Annotated in this window: 10 protein-coding genes and 1 pseudogene; 7 read left to right on the top strand and 4 right to left on the bottom strand. The window is 35.0% G+C overall.

What is annotated here, in order from left to right:
* Nucleotides 1–54 precede the first annotated feature (54 nt).
* The 3 genes from PTQ34_RS02275 to PTQ34_RS02265 all read left to right on the top strand — a co-directional run bounded on the left by PTQ34_RS02275 (nucleotide 55) and on the right by PTQ34_RS02265 (nucleotide 3,996).
* The gene (locus PTQ34_RS02275) at nucleotides 55–1,302 is read left to right on the top strand and encodes a glycosyltransferase family 4 protein (protein ID WP_273931841.1); all 1,248 of its coding nucleotides are present in this window, start codon (nucleotides 55–57) and stop codon (nucleotides 1,300–1,302) included.
* Nucleotides 1,303–1,384: 82 nt separating this feature from the next.
* On the top strand, nucleotides 1,385–2,662 hold the full coding sequence (locus PTQ34_RS02270) for a glycosyltransferase family 4 protein (protein WP_273931840.1): 1,278 nt from the start codon (nucleotides 1,385–1,387) through the stop codon (nucleotides 2,660–2,662).
* Nucleotides 2,663–2,799: 137 nt separating this feature from the next.
* Nucleotides 2,800–3,996, top strand: a complete 1,197-nt coding sequence (locus PTQ34_RS02265; RefSeq protein ID WP_273931839.1) for an MFS transporter — start codon at nucleotides 2,800–2,802, stop codon at nucleotides 3,994–3,996.
* A gap of 357 nt (nucleotides 3,997–4,353) precedes the next feature.
* Here the strand turns inward: PTQ34_RS02265 and PTQ34_RS02260 are convergent, their stop codons facing one another.
* Together PTQ34_RS02260 and dsbI are read right to left on the bottom strand one after the other, a co-directional pair.
* Nucleotides 4,354–4,941, bottom strand: a complete 588-nt coding sequence (locus tag PTQ34_RS02260) for a hypothetical protein (protein ID WP_273931838.1) — start codon at nucleotides 4,939–4,941, stop codon at nucleotides 4,354–4,356.
* 110 nt (nucleotides 4,942–5,051) lie between these two features.
* Nucleotides 5,052–5,626 (bottom strand): annotated as a pseudogene (gene dsbI, locus PTQ34_RS02255) (protein-disulfide oxidoreductase DsbI).
* On the opposite strand from dsbI, the gene PTQ34_RS02250 reads away from it, so the two are divergent.
* Nucleotides 5,595–5,768 (top strand): hypothetical protein, encoded by a 174-nt coding sequence (locus PTQ34_RS02250; protein ID WP_273931877.1) that lies wholly within the window; start codon nucleotides 5,595–5,597, stop codon nucleotides 5,766–5,768. The pseudogene dsbI and the gene PTQ34_RS02250 overlap by 32 nt on opposite strands.
* A gap of 50 nt (nucleotides 5,769–5,818) precedes the next feature.
* Here PTQ34_RS02250 and PTQ34_RS02245 read toward each other — a convergent pair whose 3' ends face one another.
* Together PTQ34_RS02245 and PTQ34_RS02240 are read right to left on the bottom strand one after the other, a co-directional pair.
* Nucleotides 5,819–6,394: an NAD(P)H-dependent oxidoreductase gene (locus PTQ34_RS02245; RefSeq protein ID WP_273931837.1), complete on the bottom strand. Its 576-nt coding sequence runs from the start codon at nucleotides 6,392–6,394 to the stop codon at nucleotides 5,819–5,821.
* 51 nt (nucleotides 6,395–6,445) lie between these two features.
* Nucleotides 6,446–7,588: an NAD(P)-dependent alcohol dehydrogenase gene (locus tag PTQ34_RS02240; protein ID WP_273931836.1), complete on the bottom strand. Its 1,143-nt coding sequence runs from the start codon at nucleotides 7,586–7,588 to the stop codon at nucleotides 6,446–6,448.
* Between the two features lie 122 nt (nucleotides 7,589–7,710).
* On the opposite strand from PTQ34_RS02240, the gene PTQ34_RS02235 reads away from it, so the two are divergent.
* The 3 genes from PTQ34_RS02235 to PTQ34_RS02225 all read left to right on the top strand — a co-directional run bounded on the left by PTQ34_RS02235 (nucleotide 7,711) and on the right by PTQ34_RS02225 (nucleotide 12,863).
* On the top strand, nucleotides 7,711–10,788 hold the full coding sequence (locus PTQ34_RS02235) for an Eco57I restriction-modification methylase domain-containing protein (protein ID WP_273931835.1): 3,078 nt from the start codon (nucleotides 7,711–7,713) through the stop codon (nucleotides 10,786–10,788).
* Nucleotides 10,789–10,986: 198 nt separating this feature from the next.
* On the top strand, nucleotides 10,987–12,150 hold the full coding sequence (locus tag PTQ34_RS02230; protein WP_273931834.1) for an AAA family ATPase: 1,164 nt from the start codon (nucleotides 10,987–10,989) through the stop codon (nucleotides 12,148–12,150).
* A 38-nt stretch (nucleotides 12,151–12,188) separates the two neighbouring features.
* Nucleotides 12,189–12,863 (top strand): RloB family protein, encoded by a 675-nt coding sequence (locus PTQ34_RS02225; RefSeq protein WP_273931833.1) that lies wholly within the window; start codon nucleotides 12,189–12,191, stop codon nucleotides 12,861–12,863.
* The last annotated feature ends 3 nt before the right edge of the window (nucleotides 12,864–12,866 follow it).

Raw genomic sequence — 12,866 nt, 5'->3', positions numbered from 1 at the left:
CTAGAACAAACTCTAGGGAATTCTAGATATATTTTTATAAGCAAAGGTGAAAAAGTGGATAAAATAAAAGTAATTTATAATGTAAATCTAATAGCAAATATAAAAGACGCTCATTGGGCTAGAAGTGGTGTGTTTTTTGCGGCTGCTTGCTTGCTAAAAGAGTTTGCTAGGCGAGATGATATAGAATTAGTTCTTTACTATGAGACAGATAATAATAAATTAGCTATTAAAAATCTTAAATATTGGTGCGAGTTTTTACCAAAGTGTATTGTAAAAAAAGAAGCTCTTAGTCAAAAAGCTATTATAAAAACAGTAATAAAAAAAATAATTGGGCAAAAATGTACTTCTTTATTAAAGAAATTTTTGGCAAGAAGAATCAAGGCTAGTAAAAATATTTCTGTGGTATCTAGCACGGAAAAGACGTTTTATTTAGCTCCAGCGTATGAGTTTCGTAATGATTTTATGAAAGATGCAAATATATGCAAATTTTCTATTGCCCATGATGTTATGCCACTTGTTTTTCCGCAGTATTATCCAAATTCCCAAGAAGGTTGGTTAGAATCTTTTAAGATGTTTGATAATTATTTTGCCAACTCCGCTTACACCAAGACTGATTTTTTAAAGCATCTCCCACACTTAAAACCTGAAAACATAATAGTAACCCCACTAGCTTGTGATGAGAGATTTAAACCAGCAAATGCTGATGAAATTGCGAGAGCTAGAAAAAAATATAATATCCCAGAAAATAAAAAATATATATTCTCACTTTGTACCCTAGAGCCTAGAAAAAATCTAATTAGAGCAGTAAAATGCTTTGCTAATTTTATTAGCAAAAATAATATAGATGATTTAGTATTTGTTCTAGGTGGAGCTCACTGGGATGCTTTTATTGAAAAGCTAGAAAATGAAATAGGTTCTTTGGATGAAAATATAAAATCTAAAATTCTTAAAATAGGCTATGTAGATGATAGCGATCAAGCAGCATTGTATAGTGGAGCTTTATTTTTTGTATATACCTCTCAATACGAAGGCTTTGGATTACCACCACTAGAAGCTATGAGCTGTGGTACACCTGTAATAACAAGTAATAACTCAAGCCTACCAGAAGTAGTAGGCAGTGCTGGTATAATGATAGACTACGATAATGACGCAGCTCATATAAAAGCTTATGAAAGCTACTACTATAATGAAAACTTAAGACAAGAAAACTCAAAAAAAGGCTTAGAGCGAGCTAAATTATTTAGCTGGGAAAAATGTGCTGATATAATGATAACTGAGATGAAAAGAAGAGCTGGGCTATAAGGAATTCTAGAGCAAACTCTAGGGAATTCTAAAATAGACTCTAAGGAATTCTAGATATATTTTTATAAGCAAAAGGTGAAAAATGAGTAAAATAAAAGTAATTTTTGATGTTACCATTATAGCAAATGTACGAAATAATATAAAATCTGGTATTTTCAGTGTGGCTAGAGCTTTGCTTATAGAATTTATGCAAAAAGAGGAAATAGAACTCAAACTGTTTTGCCGTGAAAATGATCGAGATTTGGTTTTGAAAAATCTTAAAACTTATGCTAATGCTCACAATCTGCCTTGCGAGTTTGAAAGTGATATTGTGCTACCAGCACCATTTTATAAACGCTTAGCTAAAAAATTTCTTAGCTTACTTCCGCAAAGTTTTGCCCATCGTTTGACTATTTTAATTAAAAAATTTATTCCTAAGGATAAAAATTTAAACTCAATGTGTGCAGAAAAAAATATTAAAAAAATAAGCAATGACGAGTTTTTCTTCTCTCCGATTTTTGCCGTTCCTCATAAATATAGGAATATAAATAATTGTATTTTTATACACGACACTATTCCACTCATTTTTACTGAGTATAAAAATTCCCCAGATAATGCTTGGTTTTTTGAACTTTGCAAGAGTTTAGGAACGGATGATATCTGCTTTGCCAACTCCGCTTACACCAAGACTGATTTTTTAAAGCACCTCCCACACTTAAAACCTGAAAACATAATAGTAACCCCACTAGCTTGTGATGAAAGATTTAAACCAGCAAATGCTGATGAAATTGCGAGAGCTAGAAAAAAATATAATATCCCAGAAAATAAAAAATATATATTTTCACTTTGTACACTAGAGCCTAGAAAAAATCTAATTAGAGCAGTAAAATGTTTTGCTAATTTTATTAGCAAAAATAATATAGATGATTTAGTATTTGTTCTAGGTGGAGCTCACTGGGATGCTTTTATTGAAAAGCTAGAAAATGAAATAGGTTCTTTAGATGAAAATATAAAATCTAAAATTCTTAAAATAGGCTATGTAGATGATAGTGATCAAGCAGCACTATACTCAGGCGCACTTTTCTTTGTCTATACATCTGCTTACGAAGGCTTTGGCTTACCACCACTAGAAGCTATGAGCTGTGGTACACCTGTAATAACAAGTAATAACTCAAGCCTACCAGAAGTAGCAGGGCAAGCTGGCATAATGATAGACTATGACGATGACGAAGCTCATATAAAAGCTTATGAAAGCTACTACTATAATGAAAATTTAAGACAAGAAAACTCAAAAAAAGGCTTAGAGCGAGCTAAATTATTTAGCTGGGAAAAATGTGCTGACATAATGATAACTGAGATGAAAAGAAGGGCTGGGCTATAAGGAATTCTAGAATTCCTAAATAAAAATCTAGAATTCCTTAAAAAATCTAGAATTTCTAAAAAAAATCTAGAATTCCTTAGCAAAATGTTTAAAAAACCTTAGGAATTCTAGAATTCATATAATAAAAAAGAGAAAAAATGCTACTAAAATACCTTGCCTTACTTCGCTATAATCACGCCTTAGCGCGCCTTAGTGCCGTTCAGCTCATTTGCTATTTTGGCGCGTGGTTTTCTCACACTGGCATTTTTACCTTGCTAATAGAGCTAAAAGCCCCAGTCTGGGCACTCTCGCTGGCTGCAATGATGGCGTTTTTGCCTAGTATTGTGCTTGCGCCATTTAACGGCATTATCATTGACAAGCTTCCAAAACGCACGCTAATGCTAGTTCTCATGTTTACAGAAGCCCTTAGCGTGCTAGCACTTTTGTTAATTGATAGCTTGGATTTTTTGTGGTTACTTATGGCGCTGATTTTTATTCGTATGGGTGTGGGGACGCTGTTTTTTCAAACCGAAATGAGCCTGCTGCCAAGCCTGCTAGCAAAACCACATCTTATCATCGCAAACGAAATTCACTCAATGATTTTTGCTTTTTCATACACAGCTGGCATGGGGCTTGCTGGGATTTTTGTGCATTTTTACGGCATTAAGGCTAGTTTTCTTTTTGATTTTGCGCTTTATTGCGTCGGTATTTTTATACTTTTTGGCACCCGTTTTAGAGAGCCTGCCTTACAAAACGCCGCCACCGGCGCTCTAAAAATGTTTACGCAGACTTTTTATTACATAAAATCAAAGCCTGTGATTTTACACCTTATTTTCTTACACGCATTAGTTGGGCTTTTTGCTTACGATACTATCGTGGCTTTGCTTGTAGATTATAAATATAAGGGCATTTTGAGCGTCGCTCTTGCTATTGGCTTTTTAAACACAGCCAGAGCCTTTGCGCTGTGCGTGGGGCCAGTTCTACTCTCACGCTTTGTAAGTGAGAAAAATATGATTTATTTTTTAGCATTTCAAGGGCTTTGTATAATGCTCTGGGCATGTTTAGAGAGTAATTTTTACACGAGCTTACTAGGCATTTTCTTAGCAGCATTTTTTTGCAATAGCATTTGGAGCTACACCTTCACTCGCCTTCAAAATACCTGCGATAGCGCATTTTACGGACGCATCGTAGCTTATAACGATATGGTCTTTTTTATCGTAGCCTCGCTTGTAGCATCTGGGGTAGGGCTTGCTTTTGAGCTTGGGTTTAGCCTGCCAGTTATCACCGGCTTTATCGGCGTGCTTTTTATATTGGGCTCGTTTTACTACGCATGGGTAAGGCGCAGGTATTTTTAACTCTAAAATTCTAGAATTCCCTAGGGAATTTTAGAATTCCTTAAACGCTAGGGTCAGTCCCTATAAATACAGATAGTTTTTTATGCGAACTAAAATCATTTATATTTGGCAACTTCACATTAGGCAAAGACTTTGCCTTTTTAATTCCAAGAAAAGCCCCTTTTGCAAATTCAAAGCATTCAGCTCGCGCTAGTACAATGAAGCTTGCGGCAGCGGTAAAAAAAGTAATTCCAAGAAAAAGGGCGCTTTGCAAATTCAAACTAAAACCAGATATTTATAAGTGTAAGGTGTGGGCGCGTAAATAATCCGCGCCGCATCTAAGTATATCCTAGCAAAAAATCCGCTAGTAAAAAGGCATCAATCATCTATAAAAAATAAGCCTTGCATGCCGCCTTGCGCATCTTGCTTGTTTAAAAGACCTATTTTATAGTAATCTTTCATATCATCATAAAAGTCTTCATAAGCTTCCATCATAAAGGCGTTATTTAGGGCATTTGTAGAAAATAGCTGCGTATTAGCATTATTAGCAAAAAGCGAGCTAAGAGCTGCATTTTCTATCATATCATCTAAGTCGTAATCAAACAAAGCCATTTTATTAAAGCCAAAAAGACCTTGCGCGTTTTGATTTAACGGACTTTGAGCGCTATTAGTTTGTAGCTGTGAAAAATCTGCATTATATAAAGCAGATATTTGAGAGAAAATATTTGCGCCGTTATTAGCAAAAAGCTGATTGCCAAAAAGCGGATTAGCAAATCCTGCATTTGCAGCGCCAGCATTAGCAAAAAGCGAGTTAAGAGCTGCATACTCTATCATATCATCTAAGTCGTAATCAAACAAAGCCATTTTATTAAAGCCAAAAAGACCTTGCGCGTTTTGATTTAGCGGGCTTGCGACAGTAGCATTAGCATCAAGGGCGTTATTTGCAAGTAAAAGATGGTTTTTCATTGTTTTTCCTTTTAATTTAAATGTTTGTAATAGTAGCTTGTTTTTATTAAATTTTTGTAAAATTATTAAATCAATCTTTTAGATTGTTTCTAAGATGAGCATAATAGATTTTAGGCTTTTTTAGGTTTAAATTTGGTGATAATATAGCATGCTAGCATAGCTACAAGCACTATAAAACAAACACCAAAGCCTAAAAGTGTGCATTGCGGCATATTCATAAACTTAATAGAAGGCACTAAATACCAGCCATCACTATATATATCTATAAAATAGCGTTGCAAGGCATCAAGCGCAGCGCCATCAGGCACCACAGGATTATCATATCCGCAATCCCCTGTTGGCAAAAACCAATCAAAGCACACTCATGAAGTGGTAGATTAAATGGATAGCGCGGCTGAATTAAGCAGCCTTGCACGCCAAAAGGGTCATCACCACGCGCAGCTTTATAGATTTTATCTAATTTTAAGCTATACATAATACCTAAAATCGCGCCCCGAAAGCTTAGAGCATAAGCAATTGGCTTTAAGATGATATTTTTAGGGCTAATGCCAGCTAACGTGCCTCCTAATGTCATACATAAAAAAGCAAAGTGTATATAAACGCACTACTCGCAAGGGTGCATATATAAGTAGTTTTGGAAAAACGAATGCGAGGTGACGACAAGCCCTGCGCTAATTATCACCATTATAATCCAAGGCGTCCTTGTATCTTGCCAATTTGAGATTTTATTTATTAAGTCTTTGCCTAATGTGAAGTTGCCAAATATAAATGATTTTAGTTCGCATAAAAAACTATCTGTATTTATAGGGACTGACCCTAGCGTTTAAGGAATTCTAGAATTCTAGAATTCCCTAGGGAATTCTAGAATTCTCTTAGCTTAAAAATTTGCTCTTATATGCGCTCTATACGCATTTACATACTCATCTACTTTTGGATTTTTTACCACATCATTACAGATGAAACTAGGCAGTGCTTTCATACCACAAAATGCCATTGCCTTATGCATAGCGAAGGTTACACCATCGCACCCACACCCCTCAAAAAACTCATTTTTATCATTAAAGGCCGTAATTGGTGCATTCCAGGTAGTGCTTATCATGTATTTTTTATTTATAGCAAGTCCGCCTGTGCCATATCCGTGCTCAGGGTCGCTTGCGTGCCTGCCATCGCTTTTTAGCAGGCTTGCTGCTGCTGCCATGAAAACTTCATCAAGGTATTTTTTTACTATCCAAGGCTCACTCATCCACCAGCCAGGATATTGCCAGATTATAGCATCTGCGTCCAGCACCTTTTTTACCTCAGTTTCTATGTCGTAGCCATCGTCTATTTTTGTACGTAGCACCTCGTGTCCTTTGGCTTGTAGCTCTTCGCTTGCTACATCACAAAGCAAGGTGCTTAGCTTGCCACCGCTACTACCAAAATTTTTACCGCCATCTAAAATTAATACTTTCATTTTTACTCCTTTTTGCGGAATTTTAGCAAAATTTCGCTAATTTAAAAAAAGCTAAAAGCTCTTTGGATCGATCACGAAGCGATATCTAGCTCTTTTTGCTACTACATCACGCCAAGCTTGATTTATCTGTTCGCCAGTGATTTTTACTATATTTGGGCGAACTCCAGCTTTAGCGCAGAACTCAGCCATTTCCGCAGTCTCTTTCATACCGCCAATTAAACTAGCATTTAAATTTACTTTTGTACTAGCTAGATTTAAGGTTTGGGTTTTTTGGCTGAAATTTATAGGCATACCAACTAGAGTGAAATTGCCAAAAGGCTTAACCATCGCAATATATGGCTCCATCTCAAATTCATAAGGAATAGTGCTAAGCGCAAAATCAAATTTAGCCCTAAACGGCGCTAAATCATCGCTACTTTTTACTAGCACGGCTTTTGCGCCCCAGCTCTCTATATCTTTGATTTTGCTCTCAGTCGTAGTAAATGCCGTTACTTTCGCGCCCTTAGCAATAGCAATTTTAATCCCAAGGTGCCCTAGGCCACCAATACCGATGATTGCTACATTATCACCTTTTTTCATATATTTCATTATAGGTGAGTAGGTGGTGATTCCAGCGCACATTAGCGGTGCAGCCTCATCCCAGCTAAGCTCATTTGGGATATGGATAGCAAAATGCGAATTTACAACAAAATAATCGCTATATCCGCCTTGACTTATACCAGTAGGCTCTTTAGGATATGGATACCCGTAGGTAAAAATCGTATTTTTGCTGTATTGCTCCTCGCTCCCAGCCGTAGCGATATCTGTGTTATCCACCATACAGCCTACACCAGCCCGGTCACCGATTTTGAAGTTTTTGACATTTTTACCCACTTCACGCACGAGACCTACTATCTCATGGCCAGGTACTTGTGGATAGATTTGCTTACCCCAATGCCCTAGCTCTGTGTGTATATCACTATGGCAGATACTAGTAGCCATCACTTCTATTAAGATATCATCATCGCCCACAGCTCTACGCTCAAATCTCCACGGCCTCAACTCACCACTCTCATCAAAAGCCGCCCAACCTTTACAAGCGATATTTGGCTTATTCGCTGCGCCAAAAAGATTTGTGCCAGCACCGATTGCTACGCCAGCAACGGCTGCTTTTGTTAGAAAATCTCTACGATCTTTATTTTTGATTTCATTCATTTTTGCTCCTTTAAAAAGATATGAAAAATTATAAAACATTACACCAAGTGTAAGTCAAGGGTTTTTGAAAAATTTTTTTAAATTTTTGCTAGAATTCAAGCTAAAAATCGTAAGGGCAAAAGATGTTTCAAAAATCAGTATTAGATAAATACATTAAAAGCATTGACGCAGAGCTTTTAGAGCAAAAATACAAGGAATTCCAAAATACCTACCAAAACCCACAAAAAATCGAGCAAATCAAAGCTAGCAAAGAAGAACAATACCAAGAGGGCTTTTTGCGTGATATTTTTGTAAATATCCTAGGATATACGATAAATCCAGAACCAAACTACAACCTAATAACCGAAAAGCGCAACGAAAGCGCAGACAAAAAAGACGCACGCAAAGCAGATGGCGCAATCATCATTGATAGCAAAGTAAAATGCGTAATAGAACTAAAAGGTACAGACACAACCGACCTTGCCAAAATAGAAAACCAAGCCCTAGGCTACAAAGCCCACAACGCAGGCTGTCGCTATGTAGTTATCTCGAACTTTGAAAAACTACGCTTTTACATTGATGATGCGACTGATTTTGTGGAATTCCACCTTTTTACGCTTGATTTTAAGGGCTTTTGCGAGCTTTACACGCTTTTAGCCCTAGCGCAGATCACAGCCGATATCCCAGCCAAAATCAAAGAACTCAGCCTAAGCCGTGAAGAACAAATCACAAAAGCCCTTTACAAAGACTACACAGAGTTTAAAAACGCTCTTTTTGCCAACCTTTGCGAGCAAAACAAAGACACTGACGAGCTAGAATTATTCTCAAAAAGCCAAAAATTGCTTGATAGATTTTTGTTTATTTTCTTTTGCGAAGACAAAGGACTTTTGCCACCAAACTCAATGCTAGGCATAATCGAGCGTTTCAAAAAAGCAAAAGAAATTCACATCCAAATCCCACTTTATGACCTTATAAAGCAGTATTTTGGCTGGATTGATAGTGGCGATGAGAGTATGGATATTTTTGCTTATAACGGCGGACTTTTCAAAAGCGATGAGCTGCTAGACCGCCTGAAAATCAGCGATGAAATTCTAGAATTCCATTGCCAAAAAATCGCAAACTACGACTTTGATAGCGATGTTAGTGTGGATATTTTGGGACATATTTTCGAACACAGCATTAGCGAGATAGAGAGCAAAAAAAACGAACTAACAGGCATAAAAGAACAAAACAAACGCAAAAAAGACGGAGTTTTCTACACCCCAGCCTACATCACCAAATACATAGTAGAAAGCACTCTTGGCACACTCTGCGAGAGCAAAAAAGCAGAACTTGGCATAAACGAAAACTTCACCAAAAGCACCAAAAGCAAAAAAGAAGATAAAATCAAAACCCTACAAGCTTACAGAGAGTATTTGCTAGGGCTTAAAATCTGCGACCCAGCTTGTGGGTCAGGCGCCTTTCTAAACGCCACGCTAAAATATCTAAAAACCCAGCACGCCTTGCTAGATGAGCTAGAAAACGCCCTTTATGGCTCACAGCTTGATTTTAGCTACTATGATGACAAAATCCTAGAAAACAACATCTACGGCGTGGATATAAACGGCGAGAGCGTAGAAATCGCCAAGCTCTCACTTTGGCTAAACACAGCGAAAAAAGGCACCAAACTAAGCACCCTAAGTGGCAAGATAAAATGTGGCAACTCACTAATAACCGAGCTATTTGACTGGCAAAAGGAATTCCCAGAAGTATTTGAAAATGGTGGCTTTGACATCATCGTAGGCAATCCGCCGTATGTCCAGCTACAAAGTATGGGGCAAATGAGCGAAGTTTATAGCAAATGTGGCTTTGCTAGCTATAATAAATCAGCTGATTTGTATTGTTTATTTTACGAGCAAGGCACAAAACTGCTGAAAAATCACGGATTTTTAGGCTTTATCGCTTCAAATAAGTGGCTAAAAGCCAAATATGGTGAAGGTTTAAGACGATTTTTTATTTCTTATACAAATCCGCTTTTGCTTATTGATTTTGCTGGGGTTAAAGTTTTTGCTGATGCTGTAGTAGACCCGCAAATTCTAATTTTACGCAAAGAACCTTACGAAAAGCAAACTCAAATTTGCGCTTGTAAAGAAATCACAAGTGATTTAGAAAATTATGTAAAGCAGAATTCTAGTTTTAAGGAATTCTCAAATTCTGCTTGGACTTTTGAGAGCAACGCAACAGCTGGAATTCTAGCTAAAATTGATACTTTTACACCTTTGAAATCTTTGCCTATTGAAATTTATCGTGGAATTCTAACGGGTTTTAACGATGCTTTTTACATTGATGAAAATACAAAAAACGAGCTTATCAAAAAAGATGCCAAAAGCGCAGAGCTTATAAAGCCACTTTTGCGAGGGCGCGATATAAAGGCTTGGAATTCTAGTTTTGAGCTTTATATGATAAACACTCACAATGGCTTAAAAAGTGAAAATTTAGAACCTATAAATATAGATGATTATCCAGCTATAAAAGAGCATTTATCGCAGTTTTACGACAAACTAGAAAAGCGTGGCGACAAAGGCATTACACCTTATAATTTAAGAAATTGTGTTTATTTAAAAGAATTCTCTAAACCAAAAATTGTTTATCCAAATATGACAGCATTTTATCCTTTTTCTTATGATGAAAATGGATATTTCACAAATGATAAAAGTTTTATTCTAACAGCAAAAGATGAAAATATTTCATTAAAGTTTTTAGTAGCTATTTTAAACTCAAAACTTGCTAAATTATGGATAAAATCAAATTGCCCAGAACTTGGTGTAGATGGTAGAGAAATCCGCAAAGTTTATTTTGAAAATTTTGGAATTCCAAATATATCTTTGGAATTCCAAAAAGAATTAGCAGACTTAGCAGATATTATGATTGATTTAAACGCTCAGTTTGCCAAGCTTACAAATAATTTTTGGACGCTTTTAAAGGCAAATTACAATGTAGAAAAAATCCCAAGTGCTTTAAGCGAGTTTTACAAACTAGACTTTAAAGAATTCTTAAAAATCAGCAAAATAAAAGTGCCCCTAAGCGAGCAGGGCGAAGTGCTGGAGTTTTTTGAGAGCTTTAAGGCAAAATGTGCAGAGCTAAACTCACAGCTAAAAGCCACAGACGAGCGCATAAACACAGCTGTCTATAAACTCTACAACCTAAGTGATGATGAAATAAAAGCAGTAGAAAACAGCTAGGAATTCTAAAATTTGCTTTTGTTTTACTTTTTGGTATTTTTTAATGTTTAAAACATTAAAAAATTTATTTTTTGTGGCTATAATCCGCGAGTATAATTTAAAATTTTTTGGAAGTGAAATATGCTGATTGAATTTAGAGTAAAAAACTTTCTATCTATTCAAGATGAGCAGGTGTTAAGCTGTATAGCTAGCAGTAGTATGGTAAAAATAGACAATACGGTAAAAACAAATAGAATGGTGCCAAGATTATTAAAAAGCGTGGCTATATATGGGGCTAATGCTGCTGGAAAGTCTAATATAATAAAAGCAATGTTTGTTATGCACAAGATCGTCATTTCCGATATACAAAGAGATGGTGTTTTATATATCACTCCTTTTTTGCTTGGTGATGATGATAATGAGCCAAGTAGGTTTGAGATAACTTTTTCTATTGATAATACTATGTATCAGTATGGTTTTAGCACTACAAAAGAAATGATTTTTGAAGAATGGCTTTTAAAAAATACAAGAAATAAAAATAAAATTTTGTTTGAAAGAATATATAATAAGGGAAAAGGCGATTATGCATGGAGTAGCGAAGATAAAGAGTGCTTAGAAGAAATAGAAGATAAGAAAAAATTTACGAGAAACAATGCTTTATTCTTATCTGTTTCTGTCTTATTAAACGGTAAAAAATTTTTAGATATTTATAACTACATAAAAGATAATTTAAAAATTGCCAACGCTAAATCTAAATATAGCGATGGTGAATTATTTACTTTAACCAAATATAAAAACGATGAATATAAAGATAAAATAAATAAGTTTTTACAAGTGGCAGATTTAGATATATATGACATGACTATAAAGGAAAAAAGAATAAATACTCAAAAATACAAAGACGAAGAGCATAATACAGAAATAGAAAATAACCTGATTGAGTTAATTGCTAGAACTAATCACTTTAAGCAAGATAATAAAACCATAAAATCTTTCCCGCTAGAAAGTGAATCAGATGGAACGCAAGAATTTTTAAAGCTTATCGGCCCATTTATAGATGCCATGGAAAATAATTATATAGTAGTAATTGATGAGCTTGAAGCACATCTACACCCAAAGATAGCACAATTTATAGTAGATATGTTTAATAGCCAAGAAGTAAAAAATGAAAGTTGCGCACAGCTTATTTTCACTACGCATAATACAAATCTTCTTAATAAAAATATTTTTAGAAAAGATCAAATATATTTTTGTGAAAAACAAAATAAGGCTACAAAATTATATTCGTTATTTGATTTTAAAACAACAAATGATAATTGGGAATTAAATTATTTGCTTGGCAGATATGGTGGAATTCCAAATATAACAAATTTTGTATATTAAGGCTATGAATCATGGAAGGAAATGCAAGAACAAGGGCCATGCCTACAAAAAGAATCTCAAAGCAATTGGAAGAAAAAACCACAGTTCTTATAATTTGTGAAGGTCAAAAGACAGAGCCAAATTATTTTAATAAATTAAAGGAAAAATATCATTTATCAAATATTATAATCCCAAAAAATACAAAACCTAGTCCAAGTAGTGTGGTAAGAGTAGCTATGGAAAAGCAAAGAGAATATAAGTTAGATGCGAAAAATTCTATTATTTATTGTGTTTTTGATAGAGATGAGCACAAAGATATAGATAATGCGCTTGATATGATAAAAGCAAAGAGCTTTAATGCTATTTTATCAAGTGTGTGCTTCGAGATTTGGTATTTGCTACATTTTGAATACACAACTCACATTTTTTCTTCGTTTGATGAAATCAAAAATAGGCTAGTAAAGATTCCTAGTATAAATAATTATGATAAAGAACCAGGTGATTATACGGAATTTTTAAATGATAAAAATATAAACTTGGCAATCAGTAATGCTAAAAAACTTCAAGAGTATTGTAAAAATGTTTTGGAATACGATACAGAAATAGAGTTTTTAAGAAAAATTTGTAAGCAAAATCTTACATTTACAAATGTTAATTTAATAGTGGAAAAAATGCAAGAATTAAGCAAAAAGCTAATATTTAAAAATCTTTTAACGAATTCTAGAATTCGCTAAAAG

This window comes from Campylobacter magnus (assembly GCF_028649595.1).
GTDB lineage: Bacteria > Campylobacterota > Campylobacteria > Campylobacterales > Campylobacteraceae > Campylobacter > Campylobacter magnus.
Note: the sequence above shows the minus strand (reverse complement) of the source record. Positions and strands in the feature narration are given on the sequence as shown.

Excerpts from the sequence above, each read along its gene's own strand:
- PTQ34_RS02270 (WP_273931840.1), top strand. The coding sequence starts at position 1,385 with ATGAGTAAAATAAAAGTAATTTTTGATGTTACCATTATAGCAAATGTA.
- PTQ34_RS02265 (WP_273931839.1), top strand. The coding sequence starts at position 2,800 with ATGCTACTAAAATACCTTGCCTTACTTCGCTATAATCACGCCTTAGCG.
- PTQ34_RS02260 (WP_273931838.1), bottom strand. The coding sequence starts at position 4,941 with ATGAAAAACCATCTTTTACTTGCAAATAACGCCCTTGATGCTAATGCT.
- PTQ34_RS02245 (WP_273931837.1), bottom strand. The coding sequence starts at position 6,394 with ATGAAAGTATTAATTTTAGATGGCGGTAAAAATTTTGGTAGTAGCGGT.
- PTQ34_RS02240 (WP_273931836.1), bottom strand. The coding sequence starts at position 7,588 with ATGAATGAAATCAAAAATAAAGATCGTAGAGATTTTCTAACAAAAGCA.
- PTQ34_RS02235 (WP_273931835.1), top strand. The coding sequence starts at position 7,711 with ATGTTTCAAAAATCAGTATTAGATAAATACATTAAAAGCATTGACGCA.
- PTQ34_RS02230 (WP_273931834.1), top strand. The coding sequence starts at position 10,987 with ATGGTAAAAATAGACAATACGGTAAAAACAAATAGAATGGTGCCAAGA.
- PTQ34_RS02225 (WP_273931833.1), top strand. The coding sequence starts at position 12,189 with ATGCCTACAAAAAGAATCTCAAAGCAATTGGAAGAAAAAACCACAGTT.